15 protein-coding genes are annotated in these 18344 nt (G+C 71.3%); 10 read left to right on the plus strand and 5 right to left on the minus strand.

What is annotated here, in order from left to right:
• Positions 1-109 precede the first annotated feature (109 nt).
• The 3 genes from DEJ01_RS14945 to DEJ01_RS18540 are packed head-to-tail and all read left to right on the plus strand — an operon-like array spanning position 110 to position 2880.
• Complete coding sequence (locus DEJ01_RS14945; RefSeq protein WP_111093452.1) at positions 110-787, plus strand: response regulator transcription factor; 678 nt, start codon at positions 110-112, stop codon at positions 785-787.
• The gene (locus DEJ01_RS14950; protein WP_111093453.1) at positions 780-2177 is read left to right on the plus strand and encodes a cell wall metabolism sensor histidine kinase WalK; all 1398 of its coding nucleotides are present in this window, start codon (positions 780-782) and stop codon (positions 2175-2177) included. The genes DEJ01_RS14945 and DEJ01_RS14950 overlap by 8 nt, the downstream gene beginning before the upstream one ends.
• A 49-nt stretch (positions 2178-2226) precedes the next feature.
• Positions 2227-2880, plus strand: a complete 654-nt coding sequence (locus tag DEJ01_RS18540) for a PepSY domain-containing protein (RefSeq protein WP_146247636.1) — start codon at positions 2227-2229, stop codon at positions 2878-2880.
• 63 nt (positions 2881-2943) lie between these two features.
• Here DEJ01_RS18540 and DEJ01_RS17945 read toward each other — a convergent pair whose 3' ends face one another.
• Both DEJ01_RS17945 and DEJ01_RS14965 read right to left on the minus strand, forming a co-directional pair.
• On the minus strand, positions 2944-3243 hold the full coding sequence (locus DEJ01_RS17945; protein WP_146237762.1) for a hypothetical protein: 300 nt from the start codon (positions 3241-3243) through the stop codon (positions 2944-2946).
• 76 nt (positions 3244-3319) lie between these two features.
• Positions 3320-4852 (minus strand): amino acid permease, encoded by a 1533-nt coding sequence (locus tag DEJ01_RS14965; protein WP_111029500.1) that lies wholly within the window; start codon positions 4850-4852, stop codon positions 3320-3322.
• Positions 4853-4990: 138 nt separating this feature from the next.
• Between DEJ01_RS14965 and DEJ01_RS14970 the strand changes: the two genes are divergently transcribed.
• Positions 4991-6154 carry a mechanosensitive ion channel family protein gene (locus DEJ01_RS14970; protein ID WP_111093456.1) on the plus strand — a complete coding sequence of 388 codons (1164 nt, stop codon included), beginning with the start codon at positions 4991-4993 and terminating at the stop codon, positions 6152-6154.
• A gap of 104 nt (positions 6155-6258) precedes the next feature.
• On the opposite strand, the gene DEJ01_RS14975 is transcribed toward DEJ01_RS14970, so the two are convergent.
• Entirely contained in the window at positions 6259-6450 is a 192-nt protein-coding gene (locus tag DEJ01_RS14975) for a hypothetical protein (protein WP_111085947.1), read from the minus strand.
• Positions 6451-6543: 93 nt separating this feature from the next.
• On the opposite strand from DEJ01_RS14975, the gene DEJ01_RS14980 reads away from it, so the two are divergent.
• Positions 6544-7695 (plus strand): SLC13 family permease, encoded by a 1152-nt coding sequence (locus DEJ01_RS14980; protein ID WP_111093461.1) that lies wholly within the window; start codon positions 6544-6546, stop codon positions 7693-7695.
• A 45-nt stretch (positions 7696-7740) separates the two neighbouring features.
• On the opposite strand, the gene DEJ01_RS14985 is transcribed toward DEJ01_RS14980, so the two are convergent.
• Together DEJ01_RS14985 and DEJ01_RS14990 are read right to left on the minus strand one after the other, a co-directional pair.
• Entirely contained in the window at positions 7741-8712 is a 972-nt protein-coding gene (locus tag DEJ01_RS14985) for a magnesium transporter CorA family protein (protein ID WP_111055289.1), read from the minus strand.
• Positions 8713-8794: 82 nt separating this feature from the next.
• On the minus strand, positions 8795-11587 hold the full coding sequence (locus DEJ01_RS14990) for a hypothetical protein (protein WP_111055290.1): 2793 nt from the start codon (positions 11585-11587) through the stop codon (positions 8795-8797).
• Between the two features lie 250 nt (positions 11588-11837).
• Between DEJ01_RS14990 and otsA the strand changes: the two genes are divergently transcribed.
• The 5 genes from otsA (at position 11838) to ilvN (ending at position 18336) form a co-directional block, all read left to right on the plus strand.
• Complete coding sequence (gene otsA, locus DEJ01_RS14995; protein ID WP_071405817.1) at positions 11838-13430, plus strand: alpha,alpha-trehalose-phosphate synthase (UDP-forming); 1593 nt, start codon at positions 11838-11840, stop codon at positions 13428-13430.
• Positions 13423-14205 (plus strand): trehalose-phosphatase, encoded by a 783-nt coding sequence (gene otsB, locus DEJ01_RS15000; protein ID WP_110865394.1) that lies wholly within the window; start codon positions 13423-13425, stop codon positions 14203-14205. Before otsA ends, otsB begins: the two co-directional genes overlap by 8 nt.
• 70 nt (positions 14206-14275) lie before the next feature.
• Complete coding sequence (gene ilvD / locus DEJ01_RS15005; protein WP_071405815.1) at positions 14276-15970, plus strand: dihydroxy-acid dehydratase; 1695 nt, start codon at positions 14276-14278, stop codon at positions 15968-15970.
• A gap of 45 nt (positions 15971-16015) precedes the next feature.
• A complete protein-coding gene (locus DEJ01_RS15010; RefSeq protein ID WP_027466529.1) occupies positions 16016-17839 on the plus strand; it encodes an acetolactate synthase large subunit in 1824 nt (607 codons plus the stop codon).
• Complete coding sequence (gene ilvN / locus DEJ01_RS15015; protein WP_017888842.1) at positions 17836-18336, plus strand: acetolactate synthase small subunit; 501 nt, start codon at positions 17836-17838, stop codon at positions 18334-18336. The genes DEJ01_RS15010 and ilvN overlap by 4 nt, the downstream gene beginning before the upstream one ends.
• The last annotated feature ends 8 nt before the right edge of the window (positions 18337-18344 follow it).

Genomic DNA, 18344 nt, shown 5'->3' on the forward strand with positions numbered 1-18344 from the left:
GGCCCGTGGCGGCGCCGCCACGGGCCTCCCGTCCGCCCGGGCACCGTCGCGAGCCGCGCTGGCGGGCCGCTTCAGCCCTGCTTCAGCGGGGCACGGCAGGATCGACCCCATGCGTGTGCTGGTGGTCGACGACGAGGTCCGGCTCGCCGACGGCGTGCGCCGCGGCCTCGAGGCCGAGGGATGGGCGGTCGACGTCGCGAACGACGGCGTGGACGGTCTGTGGCACGCGCGTGAGTTCCGCTACGACGCGATCGTGCTCGACCTGATGATGCCCGGCCTGAGCGGCTGGGCCGTGTGCGCGCAGCTCCGCGCCGACGGCGACTGGACCCCCGTGCTCATGCTGACGGCCAAGGACGGTGAGTGGGACCAGGTCGAGGCGCTCGACGCGGGGGCCGACGACTACGTCACCAAGCCGTTCTCGCACCCGGTGCTCGTCGCACGGTTGCGGGCGCTCGTCCGACGCGGTGCCCGTGAGCGGCCGACCGTGCTGACGCTCGGCGACCTGGTGGTCGACCCTGCGGCGCGCACCGTGGCCCGCGGTGAGACCACCGTCGAGCTGACCAGCCGCGAGTTCGCCGTGCTCGAGTACCTCGCACGGCACCCGGGACAGGTCCGGTCGAAGCGCGACGTCATCGAGAACGTCTGGGACGTCGACTTCGAGGGCGACCCGAACATCGTCGAGGTGTACGTCGGACACCTCCGCCGGAAGCTCGACCGACCGTTCGGGCGTACCGCGATCGAGACGGTCCGTGGCGCCGGGTACCGCTTGGCGGCGGACGGTGGCTGAGCGGCCGAAGCCCGGTGCGAGCGGAGTCGCACCGGTCCGGCCACGGCGCGCCCGGTCGGTCCGGGCCCGCACCACCCTCGGCGCCGGGCTCGTCGTCCTCGCTGCGCTGGTGATCGGTGCCGTCGCCTTCGTCGTCGTGCTGCGGCTCGTGCTGCTCGACGGCGTGCGGACCTCGGCCGAGGCCGGTCTCGAGCAGGTGTCCTCCCGGGTCGAGGCGGACGGTGCGGCCGCGGTGACCGGCTACGAGGACGTCCTGGTGCAGGTGATCGGCGACGGCGGGGCGGTGCTCGCACACGGCGAGGACGCCGACGGGGACGCCCTCCCGACCGCCGACGAGTCCCGGTGGACGCACGACGGCGAACGCTGGCTGCTCGTGGCGGACGACGTGGACCTGCCCGGCGGCGGTGAGGCGACGCTCGTCTACGGCGCCACGCTCGACCAGGCCGACACCGCGGTCCGCACCGCCGTCGTGCTCCTCGCCGTGGGGGTGCCCGTGCTGGTGCTCCTGCTGGTCGCGGTGACCTGGGCCGTCACCGGGCGCTCGCTGCGGCCGGTGGAACGGATGCGCACCGAGGTCGAGACGATCCGGGCGGCCCGTCCGGACGCCCGGGTCCAGGTGCCGGACACCGGCGACGAGGTCGCACGGCTCGCGAGCACCATGAACGCCATGCTCGACCGCCTCGAACGGTCCGCCGAGAGCCAGCGGCGCTTCGTGTCCGACGCCTCCCACGAACTCCGCTCACCGATCGCGTCGATCCGGCAGCACGCCGAGGTCGCGGTCGCGCACCCGGAGCGGACCGAGGTGGCTGACCTCGCCGACGTCGTCCGGTCCGAGGCGGTGCGCCTGCAGGACCTGGTCACCGGACTGCTCGAGCTCTCCCGCCTCGACGAGGGCGGGATCCGCACGCGGCGCCCCGTCGACCTCGACGACCTCGCGCTCGACGCGGTGGCCCGCGCGCGGGCACGGTCGACGGACGGTGTCGCGCCCGAGCGGCACGGCGACGCCCCGGTGGTGCGGGTGGACGGCTCGGCGATCTCGGCAGCGCGGGTCCTCGGCGACGAGCGCGTGCTGGCGGGGGTGGTCCGGAACCTCGTCGACAACGCCGTCCGGCACGCGAGCACACGCGTCGCCGTCTCGCTCTCCGAGCACGACGGGTCCGCGGTGCTCACGGTCGACGACGACGGCACCGGCGTCCCCGAGGACGAGCGCGAGCGCGTCTTCGAGCGGTTCGTCCGTCTCGACGAGGCCCGCAGCCGGGACGCCGGCGGTGCGGGGCTCGGCCTCGCCATCGTCCGCGATGCCGTGCGGGCGCACGGCGGCGACACGACCGTGGTCGCGTCCCCGCTCGGTGGCGCACGGTTCGTCGTCCGCATCGCACTCGGCGGCTGAACAGGCGGCTTCAGGGCTGCTTCAGCACCCCGACGCGATGCTCGTCCACATGAACTCCCGTACCCAGCACCAGAAGCCCTCCGCCCGCCGCATCGCCGCGTTCGCCGCCCTGCCGATCGTCGCGGCGCTCGCACTCACCGGGTGCGCCAACGACGACTCCGACGACGACACCGGCTCGGCCGGCTCCGGCTCGGTCGGTTCGTCGGCGACGGACTCAACCGGCACCGGCACCGGCGCGTCATCGTCCGGCTCGGCGTCCTCCGGCTCGAACAAGGCCCTGCTCGCCGCCGTCGCGACCGCACGCGGTGAGGTCGGCTCGGGCACCGTCATGTCGGTCGAGCAGGAGCAGGGCGCCTCTGCCTACGAGGTCCTCGTCGTGACGAAGGACGGCACCGAGCACGAGGTGCACACGAACGCCGACGGCACCTCGGTCGCCGGCACCCCGCAGACCGAGGCCGCCGACGCGGACGACAAGGCCGAGCACGAGCGCTTCGTCGCCGCCGCCGACCTGAGCGTCAAGCAGGCCGTCGACGCCTTCCAGGACCTGCACGCGGGGACCGTGACCGAGCTCGGCCTCGACGACCACGTCGGCACGGTCGTCTGGGAGGGCGACGTGCTCGACTCGTCCGGCACCAAGCACAGCGTGCGCATCGACGCCGGCTCCGGTGACGTCGTCACCGACCGCGTCGACACCGACGACTGAGCCGGGCACCCGGGCACCCGGGCACCCGGGCACCCGGGCACCCGGGGCCCGGCGCCCGCGCCCTCAGGACTCCAGCGGCGGGCCGAGCACCTTCCGGATCGCCAGCGCAGCGAGCTGCTCGTCCGGGGTGTCGAGCAGCACCCGGTAGGTGTCCTGCCCGGCGAGGAACTCCACGCAGACGGCGTCCTCGTCGCACGGTCCGAGGCGCCACCCCTGCACCGCGTCCATCGGCACCACGGTGCGGGTCTCGCGCTGGTAGTCGGTCTCGGCTTCGAGACGATCCGCGAACACCCGGAGGCGTCCGTAGGCACCTCGCCAGCTGAGCTGCAGGTCGAGGGTGGGAGAAGGAGAGCGGTCCGGCACCCGCTGATGGTAGCGACGGGTGCCGGACCGCTCGTGTTCGGCGCTGGGGCCTTGCGTTCCGGGGACAAGCGGAGCGCTAGCTCCCGTCGCCGTCGCGTCGCACCGAGGCGGCGGGGTCGCGGACGCCGATCGGGTAGGGGCCGGTGACGCCCTCGCGCAGGGCGGCGATGCGCAGGATGCGGTCACGCTGCAGGAACCAGCCGACGACGAGCAGCGGGATGATGATGACGAGGGACGCGATGGTGTACGTGCCGACGGGGTAGTCGATCGCCATCAGGACGATGACCGAGGCGAGGAACGCCAGGGTCAGCCACGCCGTGACCGGCGCCCCGGGGAGCTTGAACGAGGGTTCCTTCGCGAGCCCCTGCTTGGCCCACTGGCGCAGCCGCATCTGGCACAGGATGATCGTGCCCCACGCGGTGATGATGCCGAGGCTGGCGATGTTCAGGGCGATCTCGAACGCCTGCTTCGGGACGAAGTAGTTCAGCACGACGCCCGCGACGGTGAACGCCGCGGTGAGCAGGATGCCGGCGTAGGGGACGCCGCCCTTCGACATCTTCGTGGTCCACTTCGGCGCCGAACCGTTCATGCCCATCGAGTGGAGCGCGCGTCCGGTGGAGTACAGGCCGGCGTTCAGCGACGACAGGGCGGCGGTGAGCACGACGAAGTTCATGATGCCGCCGACGATCGCGCCGACGTGCGGGTTGCCGAGCGACGAGAAGAACGTCACGAAGGGGCTCTCGCCCTCCTTGTAGGCCGTGTACGGCAGCAGCAGGGAGAGCAGGACGATCGACCCGACGTAGAAGACCGCGATGCGGAAGACGACGGAGTTGATCGCGCGCGGGATGACCTTCTCGGCGTTCTGCGTCTCACCCGATGCAGTGCCGACGAGCTCGATCGCGGCGTAGGCGAAGACGACACCCTGGATCACGATGACCGCGGGGAGCAGCCCGTTCGGGAACAGCCCGCCGTTGTCGCCCCAGATCGAGAAGCCGGTGCGCACGGCCTCGCCACCGGCCTCGACCGGGAACGCGAAGACGAGCCAGATGATCGCGACGACGAGGAACGCCACCAGTGCGGCGACCTTGATCAGGGCAAACCAGAACTCGAGCTCGCCGAACACCTTCACGGCGACCATGTTCGCCGCGAGGACGACGATCAGGGCGATCAGCGCCAGCAGCCACTGCGGCGCCGCGGTGAAGGCCGACCAGTACTGCAGGTAGATCGCGACCGCGGTGGTGTCCACGATCGAGGTCATCGCCCAGTTCAGGAAGTACATCCAGCCGGCGGCGTACGCGAACTTCTCGCCGTAGAACTCGCGGGCGTACGAGATGAACGATCCCGAGGACGGGCGGTGCAGCACCAGCTCGCCCAGGGCCCGCAGGATGAAGAAGGCGAAGATCCCGGCGACCAGGTAGGTCAGCGCGAGCGCGGGGCCCGCGGTGTGCAGGCGTGCACCGGCACCGAGGAAGAGGCCGGTGCCGATCGCGCCGCCGATCGCGATCATCTGCAGTTGCCGGGGCTTCAGACCGTGCTGGTAGCCCTCCTGCTCGTGCGAGAAGTCGTTCGCCGGCGCTCGGTTGCCACCCGTGTCGTTCTGCGCTGTCATGCGAGAGAACCTACATGCGCACCGGACCGGGGCGTCACGCAAAACCCGGTTCGGTCGAACCGCGGCGACTGAACGTCCGCACAGCCGACGGCGGCCCGAACCTGAACGACGACCGTCGTCCGTTGCTTGCATGGAGGGATGGACATCCTCCTCCGACTCCTCGTCGCGATCGGGTTCGCCCTGCTCGTCACCGCCGTCGTCGCCCTCGTCCTGCACCTGGTCCTCCGGGCGATCGCGCGCCGGGAACGCTGGGCCGGCGTGCTCTCGCGACGGACGAAGCACCCCTTCCGCACCGTGCTGCTGGTGGTCCTGCTCTGGATCGCGTTCACGTCGAGCATCCCGCGGAACCCCGACGCCTACCCGTGGCGCGACGAGGTCGCGCACGCGTTCCTGATCGTCACGCTCGCGACCGGTTGCTGGCTCGCGTGCCAGGTCGCGATCTTCCTCGAGGACCTCGGGCTGCACCGCTTCCGCATCGACGTGCCCGACAACCGGCAGGCGCGTCGCATCCGCACCCAGGTGCTCATCATCCGGCGGCTCACCGTCGCCGTGCTCGTCATCATCGCGGTCGGCGCGATCCTGCTGACCTTCGACGGGGTCGAGGCCGCGGGCGCGAGCGTGCTCGCCAGCGCCGGCCTCATCTCCGTGGTCGCGGGCCTCGCCGCGCAGTCCACGCTCGGCAACGTGTTCGCCGGCATGCAGCTGGCGTTCTCCGGGTCGATCCGGGTGGACGACGTCGTCGTGGTCGAGCAGCAGTGGGGACGGATCGAGGAGATCACGCTGACCTACGTCGTCGTGCACCTGTGGGACGACCGTCGGTTCGTGCTGCCGTCGACGTACTTCACGAGCACGCCGTTCGAGAACTGGACCCGGACCGGCAGCGAACTGCTCGGTGCCGTCGAGTTCGACCTCGACTGGCGGGTGAGCCCGGCCGACATGCGGGCGGAGCTCGACCGGATCCTCGACACCTCGACGATCTGGGACCGCCGGGTCAAGGTGCTCCAGGTCACGGACGCCGTCGGGGGACTGGTCCGGGTCCGCATCCTCGTGACGGCACCCGACGCCGGAGGCCTGTTCGACCTCCGCTGCTACGTCCGCGAGGAGATGGTCGAGTGGATCCAGCGCACCCACCCGGACGCCCTGCCGGTCCAGCGGGTGCAGCTCACCGAGCCGGGTGCGGCGGTACCGCGCCGCCGCGGACGCCCGGCAGAGGGGGACTCGCAGCTGTTCGGTGACGACGAGCGCGGCGCGCTCTTCACCGGACCGATCCAGACGTCCGGCATCCCGGAGTCCGAGCGTTGACCCGGTGACGTGACCGCGTGCCGTGCACGGGACGGACGACGGACGGGAGGCCCGTGGCGGATCCGCCACGGGCCTCCCGTCATCTCGGTGGTCGCGTTCGCGACCTACGGCTGGCGCGCCTTGACGGCGCGGTCGTCCTCGACGACCGTGCCGATCGCCACGATCGTCGTGGCGATCCACGCGACCCAGGTCAGCGCGAGCCGCCAGTCACGCGGTCCCTGGCGGGTGGTCTGCAGCACGCTGTAGCCGCTGATGAGCGAACTCCACACCGCACCGTTGAACATGAACTTGCGCACAGAGGCCTCCTGTCGTCGTGCTGACAACGCTACCGGCCCGTACATTGGAGCGCCGCCGGTCACCCTGCCGCGGTGTCTGCCGGAGGAGTGTTCGTGCGTCAAGCGGTCATCGGAGCGGCCCTGCTCGTGGTCGGCGCGGTCTGCGTCGTGTTCGGGCTGCTGCCCCTCGACGACCTCGCCGTGCTCGCCGACCGGGTCCTGCCGGTCCTCGGGTTCGTGCTCGGGCTGACCGTCGTCGCCGAGCTCGCCGCGGACGCCGGGGTGTTCGACCGCCTCGCCGACGTCGCCGCCCGGGTCGGTGGCGGGCGCACCATCGGCCTCTGGGGCGCGGTCGTCGTGCTCGCCGTGCTCTGCACCGTCTTCCTGTCGATCGACACCACCGCGGTCCTCCTCACCCCCATCGTCATCTCGCTCGCACGGCGTGTGGGACTGCCCCCGATGCCGTTCGCCCTGACCACGGTCTGGCTCGCGAACACGGCCTCGATGCTGCTGCCGGTGTCGAACCTGACGAACCTGCTCGCCGTCGACCGGATGGGGCTCGGCGGCCCGCTGCCGTTCGCCGGGCTGATGGCCTGGCCCGCGGTCGCCGGGGTGGTCGTGCCGTGCGTCGTCCTGCTCGTGGTGTTCCGGGGCAAGCTGTTCGGCCGCTACTCGCCGGTGTCCGTCCGCACACCGAGCGACCCCGTGTTCTTCTGGGCGGCCTCCGCCGTGCTCGTCGCGCTCGTCGTCGCCCTGACGGCCGGGGTGACCGTGTGGATCGCCGCGGTCCTGGCCGCCGTGGTGCTCGTCGTGGTCGCGGCGTTCCGGTCCCCGTCAGAACTCCGGGTGTCCCGCGTGCCGTGGTCGACCCTGCTGTTCGCCGCCGGGCTCTTCGTGGTGGTCGAGGCGCTGCACACGACGGGCATCACCGACCCGATCGTGCACGCGCTGCAGGGCGGCACCGGGACCGGTCCGCTGCTGCTGCTCGGCGGTGCGGGCGCGGTCGCGGCGAACGGCATCGACAACCTGCCGGCGTACCTGGTGCTCGAACCTGCCGCCGGGCACGAGGCCGTGCGGTACGCGGCCCTGCTCATCGGCGTGAACGCCGGCTGTCTCATCACCCCGTGGGCCTCGCTCGCGACGCTCCTGTGGCACGCGCGGCTGTCGGCCGAGGGCGTGCACCTGTCGTGGGGTCGGTACATGGCGCTCGGGTGCGTCGTCGCGCCGCTCACCGTCGTCGCCGGGGTCCTGGCGCTCGCGCTCTGACGCCGGCGGAGCCCGGTGCCGAGCCGGTGCCGGTGCCGTGCGCGGTCAGAGCCAGTCGCGGGTCTTGAAGACGCGGTAGAGCACGAGCGACGACGCGGTGATGATCGCGAGCGAGGCCCAGAGACCACTCCAGGCGCCCTCGCCCGGGAACTCCACGTTCTGCCCGAAGAAGCTCGTCACACCGGTCGGGATCGCGATGATCGCCGCCCAGCTCGTGACCTTCTTCATGACGGTGTTCTGGCGGTTCGACGCCAGGTTCAGGGTCGTGTCGAGCACGCTCGACACGGCGTCACGGAGTTGTTCGACGGAGTCGGCGATCGAGACCAGGTGGTCCTCGACGTCGCGGAAGTACGGCCGGATGCCGTTCGAGATCGTCTCCGCGTCACCGTGCAGCAACGAGGCGACGCTGTCCCGCGTCGGGACGACCAGCCGCCGGAGCACCCCGAGGGTCTTGCGGAGCCGGAACGACCGCCGCTGGATCTGCTGCTCGCGGGGGTCGCCCGGCTCGAACAGGTCGTCCTCGAGCGCATCGATCTGCCGCTCGAGGTCCTCGACGGTGTCGGTGGCCCGGTCGACGACCGCGTCGAGCAGCGCCCAGACGAGCCAGGGCACGCCGTGTTCGGCGATGTCGGAGTTCGCCGTGAGCCGGTGTTCCATCGGGGTGGTGTCGACGTCGGACCCGTGGATGGTGACGAGCGCCCGTTCGGTGACGAAGGCCTTGACCTCGTGCGTGATCAGGTCACCCTCGTCGTCCGTGCCGCCCACGTCGTAGACGACCAGGAACAGACTGTCCCGGTACCGGTCGAGCTTCGGTCGCTGTCCGTGCTCGACGGCGTCCTCGACCGCGAGCGCGTGGATGCCGAGCTCCTCCTCGATCTGCTCGAGGTCCGCCGACGTCGGGTCCGTGTAGTCGATCCAGACGAAGGTGTCCGGATCGGCGACGAGGTCGGAGATCCGGTCGACGGGGAAGTCCCGCTCGACCGTGTCGCCCCTGCACCACGCCCGTGTCCTGACCATGCTCGTCAGCCTACTGAGACGGCCGACCCGGAGATCCGGGTCGGCCGTCGTGGTGCTGCGGAGCCGCTCGGTCGGCTCCTGCTCAGTAGGCGGAGACGAGCTTGCCGTCCTGCACCTTCAGGTACTGGTTCACGCTGAACGAGTCCTCGCCGCGCTTCTTGTCGCCCAGGTACGAGGTGTAGCCGTACGAGACGCTCCCGTCCTTCGTGCTCGTCACCATCACGGTGCCGGCGCGCGACGCCTCGACCTCCAGCTCGGGCATCGACGTGACGTCGTACTGCACGCCGCCGTCGGCGTCGTAGGGCCCGTACCAGGGGCAGCCGCTCAGGGCCCGGAGCTCGGTCTTCTCGGCGCAGTCGTCGATGAGGTCGGTCACGTACTGCTCGGCGTCCTGCTCGAGTGCCTTGGTCGCCTTGGGCGCGAAGTCGACGTAGCCCGACGTGACCGCACCCACGGCGACCTGCTCGGTGCCGCCGGTGAAGTACTTCGTCCCGCCGACCGAGACCTGGTAGGTGCCGGGGTAGGCGAGGGACGTGAACTTGCCGTCGCTGATCTCCCCGATCTCTTTGCCGCCGACGGTCACGGGTGCACCCTCGAGCACGTCGGAGGCCGTCAGGGTGACCTGCTGGGCGAGGGGCTGCGTGACACGCCACTCGTCCTTCACCAGGAACGAGGTGCCCGTGCGCCGCAACGACACCTGGCCGGAGCGGTTCTTGCCGTCCTGCGTGTAGCTCAGGGTGGCGATGGCGGTGTCACCGGTCCGGGCGACCCGGCCGACGCGGATGTCCGACGGGCGGTCCTTCGCGCTCCCGAGCACCTTCGAGTCGAGCATCGCCGCGTCGTCGGGGATCTCGCTCAGGTCGGCGGCGGTGTCGGCGTCACCGCTGGCGATGGCCTGCACGTAGGACTTCACGGTCGGTGCCGGACCCCAGACGTTGGCGCGGAGGACGCTCGTCGTGACCGCACCGGCGATGACGACGACGATCACGGCGCCACCGGCGATGAGGGAACGGACCAGGATCTTCTTGGCCCGCGGGGACATCGGTGCGGGAGCGGGGGCACCACCGCCGATGAACGGCTGCGACCCGTCGGCCGGTTGTGCGCCGTACGGGGGCAGCGTGCCGTAGGGCGGCTGCGACCCGGCAGCCGGCTGCGTGCCGGAGATCGACTGCACGCCGTACGCGGGCTCCTGGGCAGGCCCGGCCGGCGGGTACGGCACGTGCTGGTCAGCGGCCGGGGGAGTGTTCCACGCGGCGGCAGCCGGCGCGTCCGCGGCGACAGGCGCGCCGGGCGCAACGGGAGCGCCGGGCGCGACGGGAGCACCGGGCGCGGCCGGGTCGACCGTCGCGGTGGGCGCGACGGGAGCGCCCTGACCGGCGACGGGAGCACCCTGGCCGGCAGCGGGCCCGGCCGGGAACGCCGGCGGCACGACGGGGCGGGGGTCCGCTCCGACCAGGCGGGACGTCCGGAGCACCACGGCTCCGCCGAGGCGGGGCAGGAGCACCGGGGCGAGGTACCGGGCGACGACCTCGATCGCGCCGCCCCACAGGGCGAAGACGATCGGCGTCCACGGCGCGATGCCGATCGACCCCGAGCCGTCCACGGAGCTCGTGCTGCTCACCTGGTACGAGACGACGCCGGTGCCGAGGACGAAGCAGAGCAGACCGAGTGCGAACCACACCAGCGGCGTGACGACCCAGTCGAGCGTGGTGCGGATCCGGTCGTTGCGGCGGACGGCGAGGGCGAGCCCGGCCGCGACCGAGGTGACGACGACGAACAGCACGACGAGCCAGGTCCAGCCACCGGCTCCGCCGAACACCGAGGCGGTGTCGCTGGCGGACCCGAAGCCGGACGTCCCCACACCACCGAAGAACCCGAGCGCGGTCAGCCCGATCGCGACGTTGCCGAGCAGGAGCGGCAACGCGGAGCCGTAGGACGGCTGGGCGATCAGGGCGACGACGATGACGACGAGGGCGACCAGCACGACGAGGACCGTCAGCTGCGACGCGGCGACCCGGAGCGTGCCGAGCAGACGGGCGGCGAAGACGTTGCGCCCGGCGAGGACGGAGGGCCGGGCGAGGAGTGCCGCCAGGGCCCCGATGACGAACGCGCCGATGATGCTGCCGGCGCCGACGGCGTGCACCGGCTCGATGACCGCACCGGACACCGACGGGAACCGGATCGCGAAGAGGCCAGCGGCGACGTTCGTGAGCACGGTGGTGACGAGGCCGGAGACCACCGCGGTGACGAGCACCTGCGTGCGGCCGAGGCCACGCGTGCGGATCCGGCGGGTGAGCACGACGGCGAGGACGACCTGCGCGGCGAGCACCAGCGCGGGCACCACGGCGAGCGAGCCCGAGCCGGAACCGAGGAACCCGATCGACCCGGACAGGTGCAGTCGGCCGAGGTCGGCGAGGGCCACGAGCTGCGCCGGCGCGCCGAGCAGGACGCTCACGCCGGAGAGCAGGGACTCCACGTCGGGGGCCGAGCCCGCGCCGAGGTCGGTGCCGGACCCGGTGGCCGGAGCGGCCGACCCGCTGCCGCCCGACGCGAGCAGTCCGACGGTGATGAGCAGCGAGAGCCCGGCGACGACGTACGCCGCGACCCAGCCGCCGACGGCGGCGAGCACGGCCGCCAGCCAGTCGCGACCGGACACGGACCGCAGGAAGCGACCGAACGCATCGGACGGGTGCGCGGCGGGGGCGGGCTGACCCGACCACTGCTGCGGGCCTCCAGGCTGCTGCTGCCAGGCGGGCTGGCCGTTCCAGGCGGGCTGGCCCGAAGTGGGCTGGCCCGATCCGGGCTGGCCGGCACCGGGCTGGCCCGGACCGGGCTGCGACGGCGGGACGGGCTGGTTGGGCGGGTTCTCGCTCACGGCTGGGGGTCCTCTCCGACCGGGAGGCCGGCGCCGCACTCCAGCACCCGTGTCCCCCCGACACGTGCCTGCAGCGTAGCGGAACCGCCGATCCGCCGTGAATGCGCTGTCCCCACGCTGGTAACTTCGGCAGCGCACCCGGCGCAGCACGCCGGACCACCCGGCGCACCGCGCCGGCCGTCGAACCCGACGCACCGTCGCACCCGACGCACCCGGCCCCGGCCGGGCGGAACGGAGATCACACCACCCCATGCCTGCAGACCGCACCGAACAGACCCGCTACTCGTTCGTCGTCGCCTCCAACCGACTCCCGGTGGACCGCGTCGTCGACCAGGACGGCAACGAGGGCTGGCGGCACTCGCCGGGTGGCCTCGTGACCGCCCTCGAACCCGTGATGCGCGCGAACGACGGAGCCTGGGTCGGCTGGGTGGGGCAGGCCGAGGTCGAGGTCGCGCCGTTCGACAACGAGGGCATCCACATCGTCCCCGTCCCGCTCTCCGACGACGACGTCGAGGAGTACTACGAGGGCTTCAGCAACGACACGCTCTGGCCGCTGTACCACGACGTCATCGAGCACCCGAGCTACCACCGCGACTGGTGGAACGCGTACAAGCGCGTGAACGAGCGCTTCGCCGCGCAGATCGCCGAGATCGTCGAGCAGGACGGCATCGTCTGGGTGCAGGACTACCAGCTGCAGCTCGTGCCGGCCCTGCTCCGTGCCAAGCGCCCCGACCTGACGATCGGCTTCTTCAACCACATCCCGTTCCCGCCGGTCGGCATCTACGCGCAGCTGCCGTGGCGTGCGCAGATCCTCGACGGGCTGCTCGGCGCCGACGTCATCGGCTTCCAGCGCCACGACGACGCCAGCGACTTCCTCCGAGCGGTCCGCCACATCAAGGGCTACACGACCAAGGGCACCACGATCGACGTCCCGGTGGACGACCCGGCAGCCCCGCGCAGCCGCAAGGGCATCACGGTCCGCCACGTCGAGGCCAGGCACTTCCCGATCTCGATCGACGCCGAGAGCTTCGAGGCGATCGCCCGCAAGCCCGAGGTGCAGGAGCGTGCGCGCGAGATCCGCGAGAGCCTCGGCAACCCGAAGACGGTGCTGCTCGGCGTCGACCGGCTCGACTACACCAAGGGCATCCGCCACCGCATCAAGGCCTTCGGCGAGCTGGTGGAGGACGGCCGCATCGCGGTCGAGGACGCAACCCTCATCCAGGTCGCGAGCCCGAGCCGCGAGCGTGTCGACTCGTACGCGGCGCTCCGTGACGAGATCGAGCTGAGCGTCGGCCGCATCAACGGCGACCTCGGCGTCATCGGCCACCAGCCGATCTCGTACCTGCACCACGGCTACCCGCGCGAGGAGATGGTGGCGCTGTACCTGGCCGCCGACATCATGCTCGTCACCGCACTGCGCGACGGCATGAACCTCGTCGCGAAGGAGTACGTCGCCGCCCGCTTCGACAACGACGGGGTGCTCATCCTGTCCGAGTTCGCCGGTGCGGCCGACGAGCTCAAGCAGGCCGTGATCGTCAACCCGCACGACATCGGGGCGCTCAAGGACTCGATCGAGCGCGCGATCCAGATGCCGCGTCGCGAGCGGTCGACGCGCATGCGCGCGCTCCGCAAGCGCGTCCGCGACAACGACGTGGCGCGCTGGTCGCGCTCGTTCCTCGAGGCGCTCGACCGGCACGCGCCGCGGAACGCCCAGATCGACCCGTCCGCCGCCGACCCGCGCGAACAGCACCGTGAGGCGCAGACCGACAACATGTCGATCTTCGACCAGGACGCCCAGTCCGCCAGGGCTGCCGAGGACACCCGGGAGGCACGTGATGACTGAGACCACCACCGACCAGTCCGCCATCGACGCGGCCCTCGAGACGCTCGCGGCTGCGCCGCGACTGATCGTCGCCCTCGACTTCGACGGCACGCTGGCCCCCTTCGCCGACGACCCCTCGCAGGTCGGGGCGCTGCCCGGGTCGTGGGCCGCGGTCCTGACCCTGCACCGTGCGAAGGACACCGAGGTGGTGCTCGTGTCGGGGCGTCCCCTCGGCAGCCTGGCCGCGGTGACCCACGCGCCGGAGGACATGGCGCTCGTCGGTTCGCACGGCGTCGAGTGGCGTGTGGACGGCCACGACGAGGCCGCGCTCAGTGACGACGAGGTGGAGCGTGTGGCACGGATCGGTGCGGCGCTCGACGAGGTCGGCGAACGGTTCCCGGGCGTCGTCATCGAGCACAAGCCCGCCGGGCACGGGGTGCACACACGCCGTGTCTCCGCCGAGGTCGCGGCCGAGGCGAACGCGGCGGCGAGCCGCGCGGCGCACGAGGCCGACCCCGAGGTGCTCGAGCGCGGTGGCAAGGACATCGTCGAGTTCGCGGTGCGACACGTCACGAAGGGCGACGCGATCGCCCGGCTCCGCGAGCTGCACGGTGCCGACGCGGTGTTCTTCGCCGGCGACGACGTCACCGACGAGGACGCCTTCCGCGTGCTCGGTGACGGCGACGTCGGGGTGAAGGTCGGGCCGGGCCAGACCCGGGCCGGGTACCGCATCGCCGACCCGGCGGCCCTGACCGGGGTCCTGAAGCAGCTGGCGAGGCTCCGCGCCACCCGCTGATCGCGGCCCCCGAGCATGAGAATGCACGGGGGTGCACGGCTGGTATCCCAAAGCGTCCTAGACTCATCCCATGCCTGATATCGACGTCAAGCCGCGCAGCCGGGTCGTCACCGACGGGATCGAAGCAACCACCTCGCGTGGCATGCTGCGGGCCGTCGGTATGGGAGACGAGGACTGGAGCAAGCCGCAGATCGGCATCGCGTCCTCGTGGAACGAGATCACGCCGTGCAACCTGTCGCTCGACCGCCTCGCGCAGGGAGCGAAGGAGGGCGTGCACTCCGGTGGCGGCTACCCGCTGCAGTTCGGCACCATCTCCGTCTCGGACGGCATCTCGATGGGCCACGAGGGCATGCACTTCTCCCTCGTCTCGCGTGAGGTCATCGCGGACAGCGTCGAGACCGTCGTCAACGCCGAGCGCCTCGACGGCACCGTCCTGCTCGCCGGCTGCGACAAGTCGCTCCCCGGCATGCTGATGGCCGCCGCGCGACTCGACCTGGCGAGCGTGTTCCTGTACGCGGGTTCGGTCATGCCGGGCTACGTGAAGCAGGCCGACGGCACGATGAAGGAAGTCACGATCATCGACTCCTTCGAGGGCGTCGGTGCCTGCAAGGCCGGCACCATGAGCGAGGAAGAGCTCAAGAAGATCGAGTGCGCCATCGTCCCGGGCGAGGGCGCCTGCGGTGGCATGTACACGGCGAACACGATGGCTTCGGTCGCCGAAGCGCTCGGTATGTCGCTGCCGGGCTCCGCCGCTCCGCCGAGCGCCGACCGTCGCCGCGACTACTACGCGCACCGCTCCGGCGAGGCCGTGGTGAACATGCTCGAGCACGGCATCACCGCCCGGCAGATCCTCACCAAGGAAGCCTTCGAGAACGCGATCGCCGTGGCGATGGCCCTCGGCGGTTCCACCAACGTCATCCTGCACCTGCTCGCGATCGCCTACGAGGCGGAGGTCGAGCTGTCGCTGGACGACTTCAACCGCATCGGCTCGAAGGTCCCGCACCTGGCGGACATGAAGCCGTTCGGCAAGTACGTCATGGTCGACGTCGACCGCAACGGCGGCATCCCCGTGATCATGAAGGCGCTGCTCGACGCGGGCCTGCTGCACGGCGACTGCATGACCGTGACCGGCAAGACCGTCGCCGAGAACCTGGCCGAGATCGACCCGCCGGCACTCGACGGCGAGGTCTTCCGCACGCTCGACAACCCGATCCACGAGACCGGTGGCCTGACCGTCCTGCAGGGCTCCTTCGCCCCCGAGGGCGCCGTGGTGAAGACCGCGGGCTTCGACGCCTCCGTCTTCGAGGGCCCCGCCCGCGTGTTCGACCGCGAACGTGCGGCGATGGACGCCCTGACCGAGGGCAAGATCGAGAAGGGCGACGTCGTCGTCATCCGCTACGAGGGCCCCAAGGGCGGCCCGGGCATGCGCGAGATGCTCGCCATCACCGCGGCCATCAAGGGCGCGGGCCTCGGCAAGGATGTACTACTCTTGACCGACGGTCGATTCTCAGGCGGCACAACCGGCCTGTGCATCGGCCACATCGCACCGGAAGCAGTGGACGCAGGTCCAGTCGCTTTCGTTCGTGATGGCGACCGCATCCGTGTCGACATCGCGGCTCGCTCGCTCGACCTACTGGTCGACCCGGCCGAGCTGGAGGCCCGCCGTGACGGCTGGGCCCCGCTGCCCCCGCGCTACACCCGCGGAGTCCTCGCGAAGTACGCCAAGCTCGTGAAGTCCGCCGCCCAGGGCGCGGTCACGGGCTAGCGTCCGACACCCGCACCACCGCCACCACTCAGGCAAGGACCACTCATGCCCACGGAAGCAACTCCGTTGTCCGCGGCCGCCGGTGCACGCCGGTCGCCGGAGATCCTCACCGGCTCGGGAGCCGTCCTCCGGACGCTCGAGCACCTCGGGATCACCGACGTCTTCGGCCTGCCCGGCGGCGCGATCATCCCGTTCTACGACGAGCTGATGGCGTCGACCACGATCCGCCACATCCTCGTCCGTCACGAGCAGGGCGCCGGCCACGCCGCCGAGGGCTACGCCTCGTCGTCCGGCAAGGTCGGCGTCGCCATCGCCACGTCCGGCCCCGGCGCGACGAACCTCGTCACGGCCATCGCCGACGCCTACATGGACTCGGTGCCGTTCATCGCGATCACCGGCCAGGTGTTCTCGACGCTGATGGGCACCGACGCGTTCCAGGAAGCCGACATCGTCGGCATCACGATGCCCATCACGAAGCACTCGTTCCTGGTCACCGACCCGGCCGACGTGCCAGCGACCCTCGCTGCGGCGCACCTCATCGCGACGACCGGTCGGCCCGGCCCCGTGCTGGTGGACATCACGAAGGACGCCCAGCAGAAGTCGGCGCCCTACGTGTGGCCGCCCAAGATCGACCTGCCCGGCTACCGCCCGGTGACCAAGGCGCACGGCAAGCAGATCACCGCGGCAGCGCAGCTGCTGTCCGAGTCGAAGCGCCCGGTGCTCTACGTCGGCGGCGGGGTCATCCGCTCCCGCGCGACCGCCGAGCTCCTCCGCTTCGCCGAGGCGACCGGGGCGCCGGTGGTCACGACCCTGATGGCGCGCGGCGCCTTCCCGGACTCGCACCCGCAGCACCTCGGCATGCCCGGCATGCACGGCACGGTGCCCGCGGTGCTCGGCCTGCAGGACAGCGACCTCATCGTCGCCCTCGGTGCCCGCTTCGACGACCGCGTGACCGGCAAGGCCGACGAGTTCGCGCCGGACGCCAAGGTCGTGCACGTCGACATCGACCCGGCCGAGATCTCGAAGATCCGCTTCGCCGACGTCCCGATCGTCGGTGACGCCCGCGAGGTCCTGGTCGACCTGCTCGACGCGTGGGGCGGCATCGCCGTCGAGGACCGCGCGTCGACCGACGAGTGGTGGGCGAAGCTCCACCAGCTCAAGACCGACTTCCCGCTCGGGTACGCCGAGCCGACCGACGGGCTCCTCGCGCCGCAGGGCATCATCAAGCGCATCGGTGAGCTCTCCGGTCCCGAGGCCGTCTACGCCTCCGGTGTCGGCCAGCACCAGATGTGGTCCGCGCAGTTCATCAAGTACGAGCGGCCCAACGCCTGGCTCAACTCCGGTGGTGCCGGCACCATGGGCTACTCGGTCCCCGCGGCGATGGGTGCGAAGGTCGCACAGCCGGACCGCGTGGTCTGGGCGATCGACGGCGACGGCTGCTTCCAGATGACGAACCAGGAACTCGCGACCTGCGTCATCAACGACATCCCGATCAAGGTCGCGATCATCAACAACTCGTCGCTCGGCATGGTCCGGCAGTGGCAGACGCTGTTCTACGACGGCCGGCACTCCTTCACCGACCTCGAGACGGGGCACGCCTCGCGCCGTGTGCCGGACTTCGTGAAGCTGGCCGACGCCTACGGTGCCCTCGGCATCCGGGTCGAGAAGGCCGACGAGGTCGACGCCGCGATCGAGCTCGCCCTCGCGACCAACGACCGCCCGGTGGTGATCGACTTCGTCGTGAGCCGTGACTCGATGGTCTGGCCGATGGTCCCGCAGGGCGTCAGCAACTCGTCCATCGAGTACGCCCAGGCACTCGCGCCCACCTGGGACGACGAGGACGCCGACATGACGGGAGAAACCGCATGAGCCACGTCCTCTCCCTCCTCGTGGAGGACAAGCCCGGTCTGCTGACCCGTGTCGCCGGGCTCTTCGCCCGGCGCGGGTTCAACATCGAGTCGCTCGCCGTCGGCAACACCGAGGTGGACGGCCTCAGCCGGATCACGGTCGTCGTCGACGTCGAGGACCTCCCGCTGGAACAGGTGACGAAGCAGCTCAACAAGCTGGTGAACGTCATCAAGATCGTCGAACTGGACTTCTCGCAGTCGGTCCAGCGCGAGCACATGCTCGTGAAGGTGCGCGTCGACAACCAGACGCGCTCGGCGGTGCTCGAAGCAGTGAACCTGTTCCGTGCCCAGGTCGTCGACGTGGCGACCGACTCCCTGATCGTCGAGGTGACCGGCGACCCCGGCAAGATCCAGGCGATCCTCCGCGTGCTCGAGCCCTACGGCGTCAAGGAGCTCGCCCGCGCGGGCCTCCTCGGCATGGGCCGCGGACCGAAGAGCATCACCGACCGGGTGCGCTGAGCGCCCGT

The sequence above is a fragment of the Curtobacterium sp. MCLR17_040 genome, from assembly GCF_003234735.1.
GTDB lineage: Bacteria > Actinomycetota > Actinomycetes > Actinomycetales > Microbacteriaceae > Curtobacterium > Curtobacterium flaccumfaciens.

Bases quoted from the DNA above. Each gene is read 5' to 3' on its own strand.
- DEJ01_RS14945 (WP_111093452.1), top strand. From the start codon at position 110: ATGCGTGTGCTGGTGGTCGACGACGAGGTCCGGCTCGCCGACGGCGTG.
- DEJ01_RS18540 (WP_146247636.1), top strand. From the start codon at position 2,227: ATGAACTCCCGTACCCAGCACCAGAAGCCCTCCGCCCGCCGCATCGCC.
- DEJ01_RS14965 (WP_111029500.1), bottom strand. From the start codon at position 4,852: ATGACAGCGCAGAACGACACGGGTGGCAACCGAGCGCCGGCGAACGAC.
- DEJ01_RS14970 (WP_111093456.1), top strand. From the start codon at position 4,991: ATGGACATCCTCCTCCGACTCCTCGTCGCGATCGGGTTCGCCCTGCTC.
- DEJ01_RS14985 (WP_111055289.1), bottom strand. From the start codon at position 8,712: ATGGTCAGGACACGGGCGTGGTGCAGGGGCGACACGGTCGAGCGGGAC.
- otsA (WP_071405817.1), top strand. From the start codon at position 11,838: ATGCCTGCAGACCGCACCGAACAGACCCGCTACTCGTTCGTCGTCGCC.
- otsB (WP_110865394.1), top strand. From the start codon at position 13,423: ATGACTGAGACCACCACCGACCAGTCCGCCATCGACGCGGCCCTCGAG.
- ilvD (WP_071405815.1), top strand. From the start codon at position 14,276: ATGCCTGATATCGACGTCAAGCCGCGCAGCCGGGTCGTCACCGACGGG.
- DEJ01_RS15010 (WP_027466529.1), top strand. From the start codon at position 16,016: ATGCCCACGGAAGCAACTCCGTTGTCCGCGGCCGCCGGTGCACGCCGG.
- ilvN (WP_017888842.1), top strand. From the start codon at position 17,836: ATGAGCCACGTCCTCTCCCTCCTCGTGGAGGACAAGCCCGGTCTGCTG.